General features: G+C 56.2%; 15 protein-coding genes and 1 CRISPR repeat array. Of the genes, 11 read left to right on the top strand and 4 right to left on the bottom strand.

Annotation, left to right across the window (positions count from 1 at the left end; translation table 11 throughout):
• Positions 1 to 11: 11 nt before the first annotated feature.
• Entirely contained in the window at positions 12 to 1,373 is a 1,362-nt protein-coding gene (gene mpl / locus H035_RS0101045; protein WP_022947159.1) for a UDP-N-acetylmuramate:L-alanyl-gamma-D-glutamyl-meso-diaminopimelate ligase, read from the top strand.
• Between the two features lie 391 nt (positions 1,374 to 1,764).
• Positions 1,765 to 3,117 carry an IS701 family transposase gene (locus tag H035_RS0101040; protein ID WP_026596123.1) on the top strand — a complete coding sequence of 451 codons (1,353 nt, stop codon included), beginning with the start codon at positions 1,765 to 1,767 and terminating at the stop codon, positions 3,115 to 3,117.
• Positions 3,118 to 3,398: 281 nt separating this feature from the next.
• On the opposite strand, the gene H035_RS17615 is transcribed toward H035_RS0101040, so the two are convergent.
• Positions 3,399 to 4,172, bottom strand: coding sequence for a phosphocholine cytidylyltransferase family protein (locus H035_RS17615; RefSeq protein ID WP_022947157.1), 774 nt, complete (start codon positions 4,170 to 4,172; stop codon positions 3,399 to 3,401).
• 301 nt (positions 4,173 to 4,473) lie between these two features.
• On the opposite strand from H035_RS17615, the gene H035_RS0101030 reads away from it, so the two are divergent.
• Positions 4,474 to 5,655 (top strand): CDP-alcohol phosphatidyltransferase family protein, encoded by a 1,182-nt coding sequence (locus H035_RS0101030; RefSeq protein WP_022947156.1) that lies wholly within the window; start codon positions 4,474 to 4,476, stop codon positions 5,653 to 5,655.
• A 33-nt stretch (positions 5,656 to 5,688) separates the two neighbouring features.
• Here H035_RS0101030 and nqrF read toward each other — a convergent pair whose 3' ends face one another.
• Together nqrF and H035_RS0101020 are read right to left on the bottom strand one after the other, a co-directional pair.
• Complete coding sequence (gene nqrF / locus H035_RS0101025) at positions 5,689 to 6,981, bottom strand: NADH:ubiquinone reductase (Na(+)-transporting) subunit F (protein ID WP_022947155.1); 1,293 nt, start codon at positions 6,979 to 6,981, stop codon at positions 5,689 to 5,691.
• A 5-nt stretch (positions 6,982 to 6,986) separates the two neighbouring features.
• The gene (locus tag H035_RS0101020) at positions 6,987 to 7,781 is read right to left on the bottom strand and encodes a Na(+)-translocating NADH-quinone reductase subunit C (protein ID WP_022947154.1); all 795 of its coding nucleotides are present in this window, start codon (positions 7,779 to 7,781) and stop codon (positions 6,987 to 6,989) included.
• Positions 7,782 to 7,979: 198 nt separating this feature from the next.
• Here H035_RS0101020 and H035_RS0101015 point away from each other — a divergent pair, with 198 nt between their 5' ends.
• Complete coding sequence (locus H035_RS0101015; RefSeq protein ID WP_022947153.1) at positions 7,980 to 8,294, top strand: four-helix bundle copper-binding protein; 315 nt, start codon at positions 7,980 to 7,982, stop codon at positions 8,292 to 8,294.
• Between the two features lie 41 nt (positions 8,295 to 8,335).
• Here H035_RS0101015 and H035_RS0101010 read toward each other — a convergent pair whose 3' ends face one another.
• Positions 8,336 to 8,809, bottom strand: a complete 474-nt coding sequence (locus tag H035_RS0101010; RefSeq protein ID WP_022947152.1) for a DUF1499 domain-containing protein — start codon at positions 8,807 to 8,809, stop codon at positions 8,336 to 8,338.
• A 132-nt stretch (positions 8,810 to 8,941) separates the two neighbouring features.
• Here H035_RS0101010 and cas6 point away from each other — a divergent pair, with 132 nt between their 5' ends.
• The 7 genes from cas6 (at position 8,942) to H035_RS0100965 (ending at position 17,592) form a co-directional block, all read left to right on the top strand.
• Positions 8,942 to 9,934, top strand: coding sequence for a CRISPR system precrRNA processing endoribonuclease RAMP protein Cas6 (gene cas6 / locus H035_RS0101005; RefSeq protein WP_022947151.1), 993 nt, complete (start codon positions 8,942 to 8,944; stop codon positions 9,932 to 9,934).
• Positions 9,935 to 10,043: 109 nt separating this feature from the next.
• A CRISPR array of direct repeats spans positions 10,044 to 11,276; the repeat unit is 36 nt; unit sequence CTCGAGAAATTGACCTGATGAAAAAGGGATTAAGAC.
• Between the two features lie 225 nt (positions 11,277 to 11,501).
• The gene (csm6, locus tag H035_RS17610) at positions 11,502 to 12,131 is read left to right on the top strand and encodes a CRISPR-associated ring nuclease Csm6 (RefSeq protein ID WP_022947150.1); all 630 of its coding nucleotides are present in this window, start codon (positions 11,502 to 11,504) and stop codon (positions 12,129 to 12,131) included.
• Between the two features lie 139 nt (positions 12,132 to 12,270).
• Positions 12,271 to 13,596 (top strand): tyrosine-type recombinase/integrase, encoded by a 1,326-nt coding sequence (locus H035_RS0100990; protein WP_022947149.1) that lies wholly within the window; start codon positions 12,271 to 12,273, stop codon positions 13,594 to 13,596.
• A gap of 839 nt (positions 13,597 to 14,435) precedes the next feature.
• Positions 14,436 to 14,690 carry a hypothetical protein gene (locus H035_RS21640; protein WP_152485940.1) on the top strand — a complete coding sequence of 85 codons (255 nt, stop codon included), beginning with the start codon at positions 14,436 to 14,438 and terminating at the stop codon, positions 14,688 to 14,690.
• The gene (locus H035_RS0100975; protein WP_022947146.1) at positions 14,687 to 14,983 is read left to right on the top strand and encodes a hypothetical protein; all 297 of its coding nucleotides are present in this window, start codon (positions 14,687 to 14,689) and stop codon (positions 14,981 to 14,983) included. Before H035_RS21640 ends, H035_RS0100975 begins: the two co-directional genes overlap by 4 nt.
• 316 nt (positions 14,984 to 15,299) lie before the next feature.
• A complete protein-coding gene (locus H035_RS0100970; protein ID WP_022947145.1) occupies positions 15,300 to 15,755 on the top strand; it encodes a virulence-associated protein E in 456 nt (151 codons plus the stop codon).
• Positions 15,745 to 17,592 (top strand): DUF927 domain-containing protein, encoded by a 1,848-nt coding sequence (locus tag H035_RS0100965; protein WP_022947144.1) that lies wholly within the window; start codon positions 15,745 to 15,747, stop codon positions 17,590 to 17,592. Before H035_RS0100970 ends, H035_RS0100965 begins: the two co-directional genes overlap by 11 nt.
• Positions 17,593 to 18,218 lie beyond the last annotated feature (626 nt).

Here is an 18,218-nt window from a genome sequence, read left to right as displayed (position 1 = left end):
ACCATAGCGCCATGCATATCCACATACTCGGCATCTGCGGCACCTTCATGGGCGGGCTGGCCTTGCTCGCCCGTGAAATGGGCTTTCATGTCAGCGGCTCCGACCGCAACGTCTACCCGCCCATGAGCACGCAACTGGAAGCCCAGGCCATCCAGCTTCATCATTACGACCCGACCAATCTCGACACCAACCCCGATCTGGTTATCGTCGGCAACGCCTTGTCTCGCGGCAATCTTGAACTGGAAGCGGTGCTCGATCGGGGAATGCCCTACACTTCCGGCCCCCAGTGGTTGGCCGAGACCATCCTGCGGGATCGCTGGGTGCTGGGCGTCGCCGGCACCCACGGCAAGACCACCACCGCCTCCATGCTCGCCTGGATTCTGGAAGCAACGGGGAAATCCCCGGGCTATCTCATCGGGGGCATTCCTCAGAACTTCGGACGCTCCGCATGCCTGGGAAATGCGCCCTTCTTCGTGGTGGAGGCGGACGAATACGACACCGCCTTTTTCGACAAACGCTCCAAATTCATCCATTACCGCCCCCGCACCGCCATTCTCAACAATCTGGAATTCGATCACGCCGACATCTTCCCCGATCTGGCCGCCATTCAAACCCAGTTCCACCACCTGATCCGGACCGTGCCGGGCAATGGCCGAATCATCGCCGCGGCAGGCGACGCCAATCTGGCACAAGTGCTCGATCGGGGTTGTTGGACGCCGGTGGAACATTTCGGCCTGGTTGAAAACAGCGGCTGGCACGCTCGCCTGCTCGCCGAGGACGGCAGCCGCTTCCAGGTTTATCGCGGCAAGGAATCGATCGCTCCGGTGGACTGGCCTCTCAGCGGCCGCCACAACGTCAGCAACGCCCTGGCGGCGGTCGCCGCCGCCCATCACGCAGGCATCGATCCGAGCACGGCCGCCGCCGCCCTGAATCGTTTCGAAAGTGTGAAACGGCGTCTGGAGCTGCGCGGCGAAGTCGCCGGCGTTTCGGTTTATGATGACTTCGCCCACCATCCCACCGCCATCGCCACCACACTCCAGGGACTCCGCGCCCGCATTCGCAATCAACGCTTGTTCGCCATTCTAGAGCCCCGCTCCAACACCATGCGCCTGGGCGTTCATTCCCATACCCTGGCTTCCTCGTTTTCCACGGCCGACATGGCCTTCGTCTACGCGCCGCCCGATCTGGGTTGGAACGCCGAAACCCTCACCGCCGAGCACCCCGCCCTAAAGGTCTTTCACAACCTGGACGACCTGCTGGATGCCCTACTTAAACTCGCCCGGCCGGGCGATCATTGGTTGTTTATGAGTAACGGCGGTTTCGGAGACATTCACTCTCGCGCGCTACGGGCACTGGAAAACCTTCCCGATTAAAGAAGGGTTTAGCAAGCCCTCTTTTTACGCTTCCTCCCGCACTCCCGTAGGCGTTCTCTGCGGCGCTTGAATCGCTTCCTAGCATGATTATGGTCCGACGAATGTTTCACGTGAAACATTCGAGGAGACGTGAAACCGTCTGGACGATTATGTTTCACGTGAAACATTTCCACGGCGGCTCTATAAAGACAGACCAGGTTAAGATCAATTGAGTAATGTGCCCAAGCATGGCCAGCCAATAAATTAGGCACCTGTTGACACCCACTCACTCCCAAAAATCATACCAATATCAACAAAGCTAAGCTCGACTTTCCCCATTTGAGGGGTTGTATAAGGGCCGGGAGATAACCACCTATGAAGAATCATCTTCGACCAAAAAGAGGTTCTTCAGATGGGCGGATTACCTCCCGACGTCTTGTCGATTATAAAGGTGTTTGCACCGCTGTTCAGCAAAAGGGTATGGCAACGGGCGCAAGTGTTACTGATAGGTGCGATCCTCACGCCTGGTCGACGCACGGTGGCGGCAGTGCTTCGGGTGATGGGGCTCGGCGAGGAGCGACGGTTCAAGAACTACCATCGGGTGCTCAGCCGGGCGCGGTGGTCTGGGCTGGCCAGCAGTCGCCTGTTGTTGGGGCTGTTAATCCAGGCGTTTGCCTGGCAGGGACCCTTGGTGATGGGATTGGATGACACGATTGAGCGACGGTGGGGGCGCAAGATTGGTGCTCGGGGGATCTACCGGGACCCGGTCCGCTCCAGCCGGGGGCATTTTGTGAAAGCCAGCGGCCTGCGCTGGTTGAGCCTGATGCTGTTGGTGCCGATCCCTTGGGCCCATCGGGTTTGGGCGCTTCCTTTTCTGACCTCGCTATGCCCCTCGGAGCGCTACTATCGGCGCTATCGGCGTGCGCATCGATCCTTGACCGAGCGGGCCCGGCAGCTCTTGCGGATGGTCCGGCGCTGGTTGCCCACCCGCTCGATCGTGGTGGTCGCCGATCAGAGCTTTGCGGCCTTGGATCTATTGGCGGCTGTGACCGGGGACCGGTTCAGTGTCGTGACCCGGCTGCGGTTGGATGCGGCGTTGTACGAACCGGCCCCGCCGCCGCGACCGGGCCGCTCTGGTCGACCGCGCAAAAAAGGGAAACGGCTCCCCACGCTGGCGCAAGTGGCCGCCGACCCGGCGACCCGTTGGCAACGCTTGACCGTTGCGCGGTGGTATGGCGAATCCGACCGCCCGGTGGAAATCGCCTCGGGCACGGCGGTGTGGTACCACGCGGGCAAACCGCCCGTACCGCTCCGTTGGGTGCTGATCCGCGATCCGCTCCAGCGCTTCCAGGCCCAAGCGCTGTTGTGCACGGATCCGAAGGCCGCGCCGACAGAGATCGTCCAGTGGTTTATCCGCCGTTGGCAGGTCGAGGTCACCTTCGAAGAAACCCGTGCCCACTTGGGACTGGAAACGCAGCGCCAATGGTCAAGGCGGGCGATCGCCCGGACCACGCCCATCCTGCTCGGCTTGTTCTCCCTGGTCACCCTCATGGCCGATCGGCTGGTCGCCAACCAGGCGATGCCGGTGCGTACCGCTGCCTGGTATCGCAAAACTCACCCGACCTTTATCGATGCGTTGGCCTTGGTACGCCGTCACCTGTGGAGTGCACACCTTTTTTCCAGGTCGCCGCCAGCCACCGACGTGGAAAAAAATCCCAACCCATTACTGACCCGCTGTATCGAGATAATGTGCTATGCCGCATAATGGGGAAAGTCGAGCTAAGAGCTTGTTTACAATTGCTGTGGGATATCGGCCATTCGTCCTCAGGGTCGCTGCAAGTCCGTCCCTGGACGCTCGGGACTCGGCCATCCCGACCGAGTACGCCCTTCGGACGAACGCCCGATACCCGCCTTTTCGGATTTGTAAACAAGCTCTAAGGCAAAGCGGTGTGCTTTCGAGATCGAAGTATTTAAATGGAGCTTGCCGAAAGCGGGAAACGCTTTCGGCAAGCTCCGGGCAGGCTGGAAATTTGGAAGGAAAGGAGACTAACCGGCGGACAAGGTGGACTCTTTTTGACTCGCTTGCGCGGGATCCGACCATTCTCGAACCAATTCGCCCGCATGTTTGTAATCCAGGGGATAATCCACTTCCGCCCACTGGAGCCCGTGAATCGATTGCGTCCAGACACATCCATGCTCGGCAGCCAATTGGCCGATCACGGAGAGGTACCAGCGGTTCAACGACTCGGCGGAATACATGCATTGCTCGATGGCGCCGCGAAACAAACGCGCACCTGCCGGTAGAAAACGAATCATACCGATGGATTCCCCGTTAACCGATTCCAAGGAAAGCTTCTTGCCGATGGCGCGCAAACGACCCTCTTCCTGAACGATCTTCATATCATCGGTATCGTAATGCGATTTGTGGTCCTTCGCCAGGACGATCGGTTCCGCCGGCGCCTCTAATAACTGATGCATAACAGCGGTTTCGAAGAGGGTGTCGCCGTTCAACAAGATAAATTCCCCTTTCATCTCGTCGCGCGCAATCCAACAACTGGCCAGGTTGTCGGCGACATCGTAAAAAGGGTTGAAGACCGTACGAACCTGCTGCGGGGAATAGCGGCGAGACACCAGCTTCTCCACTTTGTCCGCCCGGTAGCCGGTGACCACTACCACTTCTTCGATACCGCCCGCTTGCAATGTATCGATCTGCCACTCTAGGATAGACTTTCCATGCAGGCGCAAGGTGCATTTCGGAGTATCGGCGGTCAGGGGCAACAAACGACTCCCCTGCCCAGCACTCAGAATGATCGCTTTCATATAACCGTTATCCTTTTAAAGGTATTTTTAAAAAATCGGAATGGCTTCCAAAATTTAGCTGGCGTTTGCCGATCCGGATACCAAGATCCGGGAAAGGCCCACCTGCTCTCGGCTTGCCCTAAAACACCCGCTTCGCGCTAGCAAATAATTCTTACGGATTGATTAAGATTATCTCGAAAAGGGCGCAAACCGGCAATAAAATCAGCCAAAAAATTACATATTTGTTGCGGCTCGGCAATTTTTAAGCTTTGTTTTGATCTGATAACTGAAATCCAACTCTAAAACAAAATAAATCACCCACATGAGCAGTCATTATTTTTACTTGATTGGCGAGGAGGTCGCTTCCATTTGGGGGTTGACCACCCGGGAACGGCTCGAACGCATTCTGACTCGGCAGGAAGACTGGCAAGCCGTCACCGATCTATCACGAATCGAGCGGAACGACCGGGTTTTATTGCTCCGTGCCGACTACTTGCTGGACGAAAGGATCATCCAAGGATTGATAAAAAGCGGCCGGGCGGTGCTGAAAGCTGACGGCAGGCCCGTTGCCGCCATGACAAACGGCGCCGAAGTCTCAGAGTTAATACCCATCCTGACGGGTGAAACCCCACTCCCTGCCGATATTCGAACGCTCACGCCGGCGCAGGCCGCTTCATCTTTCCACAATAAACTGCGAAAAGCCAGCCCGCCTTTCGCGCTCGAAATCACCCCCGCAAACGTCCGCCCATTGGAACACCATCTTTTCAATGAAGCCTATAAGGGCGTTACCGACTTGATCACCAAATGGGTCTGGCCGCGTCCGGCGGAGCAAGTCGTGCGCGGCTGCGTCAAACTCGGCATCCGTCCCAACCACGTGACCGCCTTCAGTTGGGTTTTGGTGATCGCGGCCACCGGGCTGTTTTTTGCCGGCCAATTGGGATGGGGACTGCTCGCCGGCTGGCTCATGACCTTCCTGGATACCGTGGACGGCAAGCTAGCCCGAGTGACCTTGGATTCCAGCAAATTGGGCCATTATCTCGATCATATCCTGGATATCGTCCATCCGCCCTTCTGGTATCTGGCATGGGGGTTGGGCCTGGCGTTCTACGAACCGGCCTTGCTGAAAACATCGGTTCCGGGAGGTTTTTATATCCTGCTGGCGGGCTACGTGGGAGGACGCGCCGTCGAAGGCTTGTTCAAGCGTTTCCTGGGCCGTTTCGGGATTTTCAGCTGGCGACCCGTGGATTCCATCTCCCGCCTGATCACCGCCCGCCGCAATCCGTGCTTGATCCTGCTCTCCCTGGGATTTGTCGCCGGAAGGCCGGATCTGGGGCTGGAAGCGGTCATCCTCTGGACCCTGCTATCCACCGCGTTTTTGCTGATCCGGCTGACCATGGGCATTCAGGCCCGCTTTACGGGCGAATCTCTGGAATCGTGGCTGCAAAAGCCCGAAGAGGAGAACCCGGACCATCCCGCCGTTCGCTGGTTCGCGCCTCGCAACTGAGAGCCTCGGGGCGGACACTCAGGTCCGCCCCTATTAACCGCCGAAATCGTCGAAAAAGATATTTTCCCCATCCACTCCGAGTTCATCGAGCATTTTCAACAACACCTTGAGCATCGGGGGCGGACCGCAGAGATAGTAGTCGCAATCCTCCGGGGCCGGGTGATCCTTCAGATAGCGATCGAACAACACCTGATGGATAAACCCGGTCGGGCCGTCCCAATGGTCCTCCGGACGGGGCTCCGAGAGCGCCACATGCCAAGAAAAATTGTCGTGCTGCTCGGCCAATTCCTCGAACAGATCCGCGTAGAACAGCTCCCGCAATCCTCGCGCCCCGTACCAATAGGAGATTTCGCGCCGCGTCTGCACGCGTTCGAGCTGATCCAGAATCATCGATCTAAGCGGCGCCATCCCCGCCCCGCCGCCGACGAAGATCATTTCGCCGTCGCCTTCGCGCACGTTGAAATCCCCGTAAGGGCCGGAAACCTTGATTTTCTGCTCCGGCTTGAGGGAAAACACATAGGAGGACACCTTGCCCGGCGAAATCCCCGGCGGGTCCTTCGGCGGCAGGGCGAGGCGCACGTTGAGGATGGCGATATTGCCTTCCTCCGGATAGTTGGCCATGGAATAGGAGCGGGTGGTGGCTTGTTTCAGCCGGGACTCGTAGCGCCACCAATCGAATCCGTCCCATTCCTCGTGAAACGCCTCGTCGATGTCGAAATCCCGGAAAGCGAGACGGTGCGGCGGCACCTCCAACAACAGGTATTGCCCGGCCATGAAACGCATGGCGGGCTCGGGCAAGTCCAACACCGGCTCCTTGATCAGCGGCGTCAGATTGCGATTGCTGCGGACGGTGGCCTTCCAGGTATGGGTCCCCAGAATCTCCGGCGGAATCACCATCTCGATGTCGTCCTTGACCTTCACCTGACAGGTCAAGCGATAGCCCTGTCGAATCATCGCCCGCCCCAGGTTGTCCCGTTCGGTCGGTAGCGGCGGTCCGGCGCCCTCCTCGATGATCGCCCTACACTCGCCGCACATCCCCTTGCCGCCGCAGGCCGACGGCAACTGAATCCCCTGCGCCGCCAGCGCCTGCAGCAGCTTATTGCCCATCGGCACTTCCAGTTCCCGGTCGTCGTTGATGAGGATCTTGGCTTCTCCCTTGGGCACCAGGAATGCCTGCGCGATGGAAATCAGCGTGGTCAATGCCACCACGATGGCGATGAAGACCCCCACCCCCAAGCCGATCAAGAAACCGTGCTCCGACCACAACGCGGCCAGGAAATCCGTCCACTGCTGCAACTGAGTCGTCAACACTTCGCTGGCTTCCATAAAGCTCAAGACTCCGTATTCATCCGCGAACGCATCCATTCCAGGAACGGCCGGTAACCGTGCGGGCCGAGCCAGTAGCGGACCAAATCGTTGACCCCCCGGGTGGTCAAGGTGGCCCCGCTCAGGCCGTCCACGCGATACTCGGCCCGGGGGCCGCCCTCGTCCACCGTTCCTTTGATCACTTGAATCGCCAATCGGCCCTGCTCGTCATAAATCGCTTTACCCCGCCACTGAGCCTTCCAGGCGGGATTATCCACCTGCCCGCCCAAGCCCGGCGTTTCCTGGTGCTGATAAAAGGTAATGCCGGCGACGGTGACCAAATCCTGCTCCAACGCCAAGTACCCATACAAGGTGGACCACAGGCCACGGCCGTAAATGGGCAGGATCAGCCAGTCGCCTCCCTGCTTCCGCCGGACTTTATAGACGGGCATGTAGCGGGGCCGCCGCTTGATGCCGGCGATGTCCCGATCGGCCGGAATTGGCTCGCCGTAGCGAGGATCGTGCGCCATGATGGGGATGTCGTAGGACACCAATTCGGTGATCCCCACCGCCTCCGGATCCACCGGACGGCCGGTATCCAAATCCACCAGCATCGCTTCCACATGGCTTCGATAGAGTTCCAAGGCATCCTCACCGATCCCGGAAACACCCGCCACATCCATGAGATGATCGATCTGATTGACGCGCGCATTGTGTGCTTGACGCTCGGCGAGCAGCACCGCGGCGCTGGTGACCATCAGTGAACACACCAGGCTGACCCCCACCACCACGGTAAACATTTTCAAAATCTGACGAAACATGGAGAATAAACACTCTTAGCCCATTGCCTCGAACCAAATAATGCGGGCTGCCACCAAACAATACAAGCCATTTCAATCCGTTCCCATTCTCTCGGACCCTCCCATCTCACATTCAATTCCACGATATTCGGTTTACCCCATACAGAGAACGGGTATACACTGCAAGCGTCGCAAAACGACCATCACGAGGAGGTTATTATGAACCGCGACGAATGTATCCGTCTCTGCCTCGAATGCGCCATCGCTTGCGAAGTCTGCCTGTACAAAATGTCCGGACTCAAAAGCCATAACGACTGTCCCGTCTGCTGCCGCGAATGTTTGGAACTGTGTCTTTTGTGCGCCCAAGCCATGGCGCGCGAAAGCAAATGGGAGAAGGAATACTGCCGCTTATGTGCCGAAGTTTGTGAATGGTGCGCCGAGCAGTGCGCCGAGCACACCCACCACGACCATTGCCTCAAATGCGCCGAAAGCTGCCGGAAATGCGCCGACGCCTGCCGGCAGATGGCCGCCTGAACGAACCCCAATCTCGGCGGTCGGCAACGACCGCCGGGCGCTCAATCCTGCTTCAACAGATCGCGAATCCGTTCCATCCGGGATCGATTCACCCCCAGATCGCTGTAGCCCACCCGGGAAGCAGAACGAAAATGCATCAGCCCCGCCTCCGGATCGATCCAGAATTCCACATCGTCGACGAAACCGAACCACCGGGACCGGAACTCGGCGTAGAGATAGTCGGACTCGTCGCGCAATACGGTCACCCGCGGCCGACTTTCCAATACTTGACGCAAACGTTCCCGGACCCGAGCGGGATCGCCGGAAAATGCGATCGGCGGCAAATAATGCGCTGAATCGGAAGAATCGGCCTGGCTGGAAACGCAATTGGGACTGTCCGGACACGGCGCCAGCTTGCCGTCGCGCACCCCCAGACCCGACGGGGGCGCGGCGGTCCGAGCCAACACCCAGCCGCCCAGGGACACCAACAGGACCAACCCGAGCGCCCCAAAAAAGACGATCTTGAACAAAAACATCGTGCAATCCTCGCAATCGGTCGCCGAAAGGCTATCCTAGCATCCTTCCTCCGAGACCAGTGCGGCAAGCTTGCCCGGCGATCGACTAACCTATTAAAAAAGTAGACTGACCGCATCCAAAAGGAGAATTGCATGTTACCGCTGCCTCTTGCCCACTACCGTTTCCACTGCCGCGCCCTGACGCCACTGAGCTTTCCCCGCTATGCCGGCTCCACCTGGCGCGGCGCTTTCGGCCACGCGCTGAAAAAGTCGGTCTGCGTCACCCGTCAACCCGACTGCCGCGACTGCCTGTTGTGGCGGAGCTGCGCCTACAGCTACATCTTCGAAACCCCGCCGCCGGAGAACGCCGACATCCTGCGCAAATACCCCGCCGCCCCCCACCCCTTCATCATCCATCCCGAGGCCACCAACAGCGGGCGTTATCAAGCGGGCGAACCGTTTTCCGTGGATCTGACCCTCATCGGCCACGCCAACGCCCGTCTGCCCTACCTCGTTCATGCCTGGCAAAAGATCGGCGACTTGGGCATCGGCGGCGGCAAGGGGCGTTTCGAGTTGGAAAGCGTCGAACAGCAAGCAACACCGAACGCGGAATGGCAAGAAATCCACCGCCGCGGCAACCCCCTGACCGCCCTGTCCCCGCAAACGCCGCCGCCAACGCCCGCGCCCAACGGACAATGCGTGCTGACCTTCCATACCCCGCTCCGAGTCCGCTATCGGGATCGGCTCATGGGGGTCGAAAACTTCAGCTTCCGCGGCCTGCTCGCCGCCCTGCTTCGGCGCCTGTCACTCCTCTGTTATTTTCACGGCGATACGCCCTTGGAAATCGATTTTCGTACATTAATCGACCAAGCAAAATCCGTCACCCCGCTTCGCACCGAACTCCGCTGGTTCGATTGGAAACGCTACTCCAACCGCCAAAAAACCGAAATGCACATGGGGGGACTGCTCGGACAAGTGATTCTGGAGGGACAAGCCCTGGCTCCATTCTGGCCCTGGCTAAGCGCCGGCCAATGGTTACACGTGGGCAAGGGTACGGTGATGGGGTTGGGAAAATACCAAGTGGAACCGCTGTCCGAGCACAAATACTCCCGAAACCCGCTTGTAGAAACAGACATCGGATGCTAGATTTTAAGCCGATGGAGGCAATTGATGAGCGTCAACTTTTTGGCGTCAAAAAATTTCTTCAAGGGTCCTTGTAAGGCGTTGATCTTTAAAAAGAAAATTAGGGGGTGCTCTCGAGAAATTGACCTGATGAAAAAGGGATTAAGACTTGGCGCACGTCCGCCGACGATAACCAACGCCCCTCTCGAGAAATTGACCTGATGAAAAAGGGATTAAGACTTGCTTCATCTCTCTCTCCTCTTGGTTTATGCCGCTCGAGAAATTGACCTGATGAAAAAGGGATTAAGACATTGGAGCCGAAAGCCGTCATCGATATGTGCAACACTCGAGAAATTGACCTGATGAAAAAGGGATTAAGACAGAGTTGAATGGACTGTTTCCGCAGAGATGTTTCTCGAGAAATTGACCTGATGAAAAAGGGATTAAGACTCGTAATCTAAAAACGCCCCAAAGGCGTCTTCTTTCTCGAGAAATTGACCTGATGAAAAAGGGATTAAGACAAAGATCTGCTAGCGGCCCAATGGCCGCTGTCTCCTCGAGAAATTGACCTGATGAAAAAGGGATTAAGACCTTGGTTTGGAGATTTATCTAGGCGCACGAGATCCCTCGAGAAATTGACCTGATGAAAAAGGGATTAAGACCTTGTTCAGGTCGCTCACGGTTGATTCTTTCTCCTCTCGAGAAATTGACCTGATGAAAAAGGGATTAAGACCTAAACGTGCCGACCGCTTTCTTAAGCTCGCTGCCTCGAGAAATTGACCTGATGAAAAAGGGATTAAGACGTCCAATCCGGACGCATGGAGGTGCTTTACCAGCCTCGAGAAATTGACCTGATGAAAAAGGGATTAAGACGACGACGCTATCCCAATTGTTAAAGATCTGCTAGCTCGAGAAATTGACCTGATGAAAAAGGGATTAAGACTATTTCTGCACGCCACTCACTGTGGCCAAGTTTCCTCGAGAAATTGACCTGATGAAAAAGGGATTAAGACCCCATGTAACAGCGCATACTTAACCATCATTGTCACTCGAGAAATTGACCTGATGAAAAAGGGATTAAGACGCATAGGTCAGATTGGCACCGGACAGGTCGGCATGCTCGAGAAATTGACCTGATGAAAAAGGGATTAAGACTTCTCCTACTCTGGTAATTGACAATAACAGTCAGCTCGAGAAATTGACCTGATGAAAAAGGGATTAAGACACGTCCGCCGACGATAACCAACGCCCCTTTCTGGCTCGAGAAATTGACCTGATGAAAAAGGGATTAAGACGTTCGCGTAGGTATTTCTTCCGTGCTTTATTGGCTCTCGAGAAATTGACCTGATGAAAAAGGGATTAAGACCAATTACCGGCTCAGCCGATCTAACGTATAACCTATTCCGACAACCCAAAATAACCGCCACATATCCCCTTCCAGCAGGGTAGCTCCCGTGGGACCACATCCAACCCTGGGCAACGATCCGCGTCAGCCAATCAGCAAGATTACTCCCGTTCTGCAAGCTTGCCGGATTGGAAAAATCGACTGAATGCATCTAACCTTAGGGCAGAGCGTCCCAATGGAAGTGGCATGAAGGAATTGCAGAATAATAAGCCAACAATCAATTTTGACCCGGAACAACCGTACACCTACCCACGCCGAATCCTGCTAGCGGTCACCGGCTTGTCGCCCCAAGTAGTGACCGAAACCCTGTACGCGCTCGCTGTGCTAGGCGAACCGGCTTTCATTCCCACCGAGATCATCCTGATCACCACCCGCACCGGCGCCGAGCATGCACGGCTTCATCTCCTATCCGATGAGCCGGGTTGGTTTCATCGCCTATGCCGCGAATACGACCTGCCGCACATCGCCTTCGATTCGGACCGGATTCTGACCATTCCCGACGCGGAAGGTCAGCCGGCCGCCGACATTCGCACCCCCAAGGACAACGAACAAACGGCCGATTTCGTCGTCGACACCGTCCGCCGACTGACCGAAGACAAGCAAGCCGCGCTGCATATTTCCCTCGCCGGCGGACGCAAGACCATGGGCTACTATCTGGGCTACGCCCTGTCCCTTTACGGACGCCGGCAGGATCGCCTGTCGCACGTGCTGGTCTCGCCGCCGTTCGAATCCCATCCCCAATTTTTTTATCCCACCCCCGATCAACGAATCATTTATTCATTCCAAGCAATCCTCCACACCCCCCGGTTTTACTGAATTTCTCCTTGTAAAGTCAGTCATTTAGGCCATATATCAGAATATCCTGATAATATGTTTGAATGCTAAAAAACACCTAAAAATTTGCGTTTTGCCGTACCATAGCCGGACCAAGAAAACTGGTACGGATGACGGATTCATGCCTAACGGTCGAAAAAACACCAATCGAGTCAAATTCACCGCCGGTCGAGTGGCCGAATTTAAATGTCCGCCGGGGAAGTCTGAGGCTACCCTATGGGATGCCGAAGTGTCCGGGCTTGGGCTTCGCGTCACGAAAAATGACAAGCGTGCCTACGTCTTCAAATTCTCGCTTCGCGGCAAATCAGGACGCTACAGGATAGGCCGCCAGGACGCTTTCGACATTGCCCAGGCACGCGCCGAGGCACGGCGATTACGGACACTGGTGGATGCAGGCATTCACCCCGGCGAAGAGAAGAGACGGCGCGAACTGGAAGCCGAGGTCCAGCGCCAGGAGGAGGAGAGGGCGGAAGTTACGCTAGGCGAGGCTTGGGACGCCTACATCGAGGCCCGCCGAAAGGACTGGAGCGCGCGAACCCTCAGAGATCACGAGAAGATGATGCAGCCCCCCGGACAACCCAGGGAGCGCACCAGCCAGAAAACGAAAGCCGGGCCATTGTGGGCGCTGAGGGGCGAGGCGCTAGCAGACCTGACGCCGGAGGGGTTGATGCAATGGCTGAACCAAGAGAAACGGACTAGGCCGACTTCCACCGCTGGGGCATTTCGGCTTTTACGGGCATTTCTGAACTGGACGACCGCCCACCCGGACTATCGCGGTCTTGTGGACGTGGCCGCCTTGCTTAATGGGAATGTTCGCCGAGCCGTACCGAAGCCCCGCACAAAAGATGATTGCCTTCAGCGCGAACAGCTTAGGACATGGTTCGATGCCGTTCGGCAAATTCCCCATCCGTCCGTTAGCGCCTACTTGCAAGCGCTGCTGCTGACCGGGGCGCGGCGGGAGGAAATGGCGAGCTTGCGTTGGGCGGACGTGGATTTCCAATGGCGATCGATGACGCTGAAGGACAAAATCGATGGCGAGCGGATCGTCCCATTGACGCCTTACTTGGCGCAAGTCCTGGATGCTTTGCCGCGTCGTAACGAGTTTGTTTTCTATTCCGGCACGTCATCGAGCGGCAAGCTTGCCACCCCGAACCACCCTCATTCCAAGGCGCTTGCAAGGGCGGGGCTTCCACATCTGACGCTGCACGGACTTAGGCGGAGCTTTGGGACGCTGGCGGAATGGACCGAAGCACCCGTGGGCGTGGTGGCGCAAATCATGGGACACAAACCGTCGGCCTTGGCCGAAAAACATTACCGCCGCCGACCGCTGGACCTGCTACGACTTTGGCATTCTAGAATCGAGGGATGGATTTTAGAGCAGGCCGGAATTGAGCACCCTCAGGACGGGGGAACCGGCTTGCGAGTTGTCGGTAAAGACGACAATTAACTTATAGGAAACAATTTTTTTCTTAATAGGAAACGAAAGATAATCACCCCCGGCTGCAATAAAAAACAACGTAAAACAAGGTATCGCAATACCTGCTTTTGATGATTTCAACTTATCGCAACACAAACCAAGACATCACAACATATAACTAACCAAAAAGTTATCCACAGATTATTCACACCACAAAAGATAATTATGCAAAGTTATCCACATTTTTAGTGGATAAGTCTGTGGACAAAACGCTGGAGGCCGCATTTATTCAGGCTTTCGGCGTTTTTATGTCCGGTTTTTGATGGTATCCATGTATGGTGTCAGGCAGAAAAGTCTTGTGATTTAATAATTCGCGTATCGAATTAAAACGTGTTTATGGAGTTTGCTTTGGATATTAACGAAATAACTACTGACGAATTGGCGAAACTTTTCCACGTCAAGCCCACAAGTGTTCGAGGGCGGCTTTGTACTGAGGGCAGCTATTATGGTTTGCGCCCCGTCAAACTGCCGACGGGGCGTCTGTTGTGGCCAAAGGACCAGGCTTTAAAGCTTAAGGAGGATATGCTGGCCGGGCGTGGTGTGGCTGCTTGATGCCCTTGACCTTCGACGGCGCGCGGGGTTATTCTGAATACACTCTCAAAATGCATGGCGGATACCCCGCCCCGTCAGGCGGTTTTTTCTTGCCTACCGGAAATTTTACCGGCCAGTTTTTATGGTCGGGTGGACAGCCAGGAATACAAGACCGTTTCGGCGGGAATAATGGCGGCGGCTCCATGCAGCCGAGAGTGACACCCGGCCACCCTATTGATGGTGGCCGACCGAAAAACTCTGAATGTATGGAGGCAATCATGCCCACCAAAACCACATCCACAATCGAACGCGCCTTTTCAGGCGAATCCACCCCCGTCTATTCGGATACATACCTGCAGCGCCTTGATTGCTTGAAGCGATGCATTCTTGCCGTCCAAGCGGCAGAGGACGATCTACGCGACCATGCGTTTGATCGTGGCGCTGCCCGTGCTGCATGCGGTTTGCTTTTGCTTGCCCGGCGGGCGCTTTGCGAGCACTTGCAGGGCGAGTTACAGCAGGGAGGTGCCCGATGAACCGTGCATACGATGAAGACTTGGAAAACCTGCGAAACCGCGTCAAGCGAGACCGCGCGCGGGAATTGCTGCGAGCGCTAATCGGAACGCATGACATCGACGGAGACGTCGGGCGGATGGACGCCGTCGAGACGATCTTACGGCGACTGGAGACCATCGGCAGGCTTGCCACTGCTGCCGGGATTGCCGCCGACGAAACCGAACTGGTGGATGGTCGGACGATTACCGGATTGGGCGAACTCGTGGGCGCAAATGTCGATGCTCTGAAGGTCGTGCTGAACGCAGATAGCTGAACGCCAGAAGCGCGAATGCCCCGGCTCATTGGCCGGGGCAATCTTAATCGCAACGCCACTCTTCGCCAAGACTCGCGTTGCATAGCATGCATAGGAGCTAGCGAATGCTAGACACTATTCTACACAACGGCGACCACCGCCGCAAGGTTTTTCTGCGTAAATCGCAAGAAAAAAACCCTTCTAAATCAGCCACTTACGAAAAAGTTCTTCCAGCCTGCTCGTGTTTTCAGGACGGCGCGCCTTGTCGGACGTGTCGCGCATACGAGCACCTTCGGGCGTCGATTCGGGCATCGTTGCGGATGCTGGAGGTGGGCGTATGAGCATCACCACATCCCCCGCCGAAACGATCCTACCGCGACTCGAAAAAGTGAAGCGGACCGGCCAAGGCCGATGGACCGCAAAATGCCCAGCCCATGATGACAAATCGCCGTCACTTTCGATCCGCGAAGGCGACGATGGGCGGATTTTATTGAAGTGCTTCGCAGAATGCAGCATCCACGAGATCACCCAAGCGCTTGGGTTGGAACTCCGGGATTTGTTCCCGCCACGACCACCCGAGCCGGGAAAACCGGCCAAGCGAATCAAACCGGCGTTCTACGCATCCGATGTGCTACGTGCGCTGCATTACGAATCGCTGGTGCTGATGGCCGCCGGGGAAACGCTCTTGCAAGGCGCTGAGTTCAGCGACCACGACCTAGATCGTATCGAGGTGGCTGTATCACGAATCGAGAACGCGATGAAAATTTCAGGAGTCCGCCAAAATGACAAATGATTTGGACGAAAAGGAAAGATTAGACGAATTGGCCAGAAAGCGGCTAGAGAAAGCGCAAGGCCGAAAAAAATCCGCCATGCGGAAAACCAAGTACCCATCCCCTGACGGATGGCAATGCACGGATCGAGGCGTGGCTTACTCGGTTGAAGGGAAGGACGATAAAACCGAATGGGTAAAAATCGCACACAAGCCTGTTTGGGTAGATGCCTTATCCCGAGACGGTAAGAAAGAATCGTGGGGGCGGCTTGTTGTTTGGTTGGATCACGACAATCATCGTCACGAAATGGCGATGTCGGCAAATCTGCTGCATTCAAGCGGCAACGAGATGGCGCAACTACTGTCAGTCGGCGGGCTTCCAATTGTACCCGGAAAGGAACGTAAGCTTCTCCAATATCTGGCGTCATTCGCCACCAAAAAGAGACTCACATCAGCAACCGTCACAGGCTGGAATGGCCGAGCGTTTGTTTTGCCTTCTGGGACCATCAACAACCCGGTTGGCGAAAAAATTATCTATCAGCCGCCGGACATCCAGACGGCCGCCGATGCCTTCGGATCGAAAGGGTCGATTGATGAATGGCAAGCCGCCCTGAAAAATGCTTCGGCGCTCATCGTTTTTTCCGTCTCCGCTTCGCTAGCCGCGCCGATGAGGTTTATCACCGGGATTGAGGCGGGCGGTTTTCACTTCCATGGGCAGACTTCGCACGGCAAGACCACCCTGCTGCAAGCTGCAGCAAGTGTTTGGGGCGATGGCTCGGATCCGCAGATGGCCGGGGGGAGCACGGCTTACATCCAGCGATGGAATGCCACCGATAACGCGCTAGAGGCAACCGCCGAATGCTTCAACGATTTGCCGCTTTGCGTCGATGAAATCGGCGAAAGCGATACCAAAGATTTCGGACGGACGATCTACCGCATCATGGCGGGGACCGGGCGGAAGCGCTCCACCACTAGTGGCGGGCTGAGAAAATCGAAATCATGGCGCGTCATGGTGCTGAGTGCTGGCGAGCTGGCAGCGTCAGAGTACGCCGAGGAAGGCGGCAAAAAAGTACGTGGCGGGCAACGCGTCAGGTTGGCGGATATACCGATAGATCAAGTTACGCTTTTTCGTGACGCCGATGAAGCCGACACGATCAAGCATATTTGCGCGAGTCATTTTGGCCACGTTGGGCCGCTTTTCATTGAGCATGGGACGCAAATGATGCTCAACCACTGGAAGGCATTTGAGGAAAGCATGGTCGGCGAAGCCAGGACACCGGAAGCAGGCCGCGTCCGAAAGCGGTTTGCGCTGGCTGCCTGCGCTGGCGAATTGGCAATCCGAATTGGGCTATTGCCCTGGAATGAGGGCGATGCACTCAATGCTGCACGTTTTGCTTACGAGGTTTGGCGTGGTAGTCAGTCATCCAGCACCGACGCCGAGCGGGGCATCGTCGCCATACAGGATTTCATCCTTAAAAATGATTCCAGATTTGAGCGTCTTGATGGCGATATACCGCGAGACAGGGCCGGATGGGTTCGGGATGGTTTTTATCACTTTACGCCGGAGTCATTCAAGGAGGCGCTTAACGGGGCCAATCAAAATGCAGCGCTCAAGGAGCTGATGGAAATGCGGCTGCTGCATCGTCAGGGGCGCGAATATAAGAGCCGAATCAGAGTTAACGGCGAGCGAATCCCCGTTTTCAGTATCAAATCTTCTATTTTAAGTCCGGACAGTCCGGACGGCACGGACAGGCAAGAGTACATGCGGGGTTCAGGCCGTCCGGACAACGAAACCGCTAGTCCGGACAGTCCGGACAGCGATGCAGGAGAAATCAACCGTCCGGACATGTCCGGACTTTAAAATCAGGTGTCCGGACGACGGGAAGGCAGAGTTTATGCGGTCTGTCCAACCCGTCCGGACTGTCCGGACAGTTTTTTAATTGATTCTAATGAGGCGAATAGAGTGAACAACGAGCGCATCCCCGTTTTCAGTATCAAGGCGTCAGTTTTAAGTGTGGACAGTGTGGACGGTGTGGACAGGCAAGAGTCCATGCGGGATAGAGGCCGTCCACACAACGAAACCGAGAGTGTGGACAGTGTGGACAGTGGGGAGGTGATCCATTGAGCCGTCCACACTGTCCACACTATGGTTTTCTAACTGTGGACAGTGGGAGTCAAGGAATCATGCGGGATGTCCACACCGTCCACACTGTCCACACCATTAAACGATGAATTGAAAATGAAATGAGGTGAAAAATGAGTATCTCAAAAGGAATAACTCTTGACCTGAGCGACAAGCTGACCGAGCGCGAGAAGAAATCTCTGATTAAGTTCGTTGCAAGAGTTTCTGAGACATCGTACCGCCGCGGGTTTCAGCAAGGGTGCGTTTTGCATGACCGCATCCAAATCGACCCAGTTGTGCTTCGGTACGAGAGAAACATAGACCAAGCACCGTGGGGAGAGACTGCCAAGCGAAGTGGCTTTACA

It is taken from the genome of Methylohalobius crimeensis 10Ki, from assembly GCF_000421465.1.
Taxonomy (GTDB): domain Bacteria; phylum Pseudomonadota; class Gammaproteobacteria; order Methylococcales; family Methylothermaceae; genus Methylohalobius; species Methylohalobius crimeensis.
Note: the sequence above shows the minus strand (reverse complement) of the source record. Positions and strands in the feature narration are given on the sequence as shown.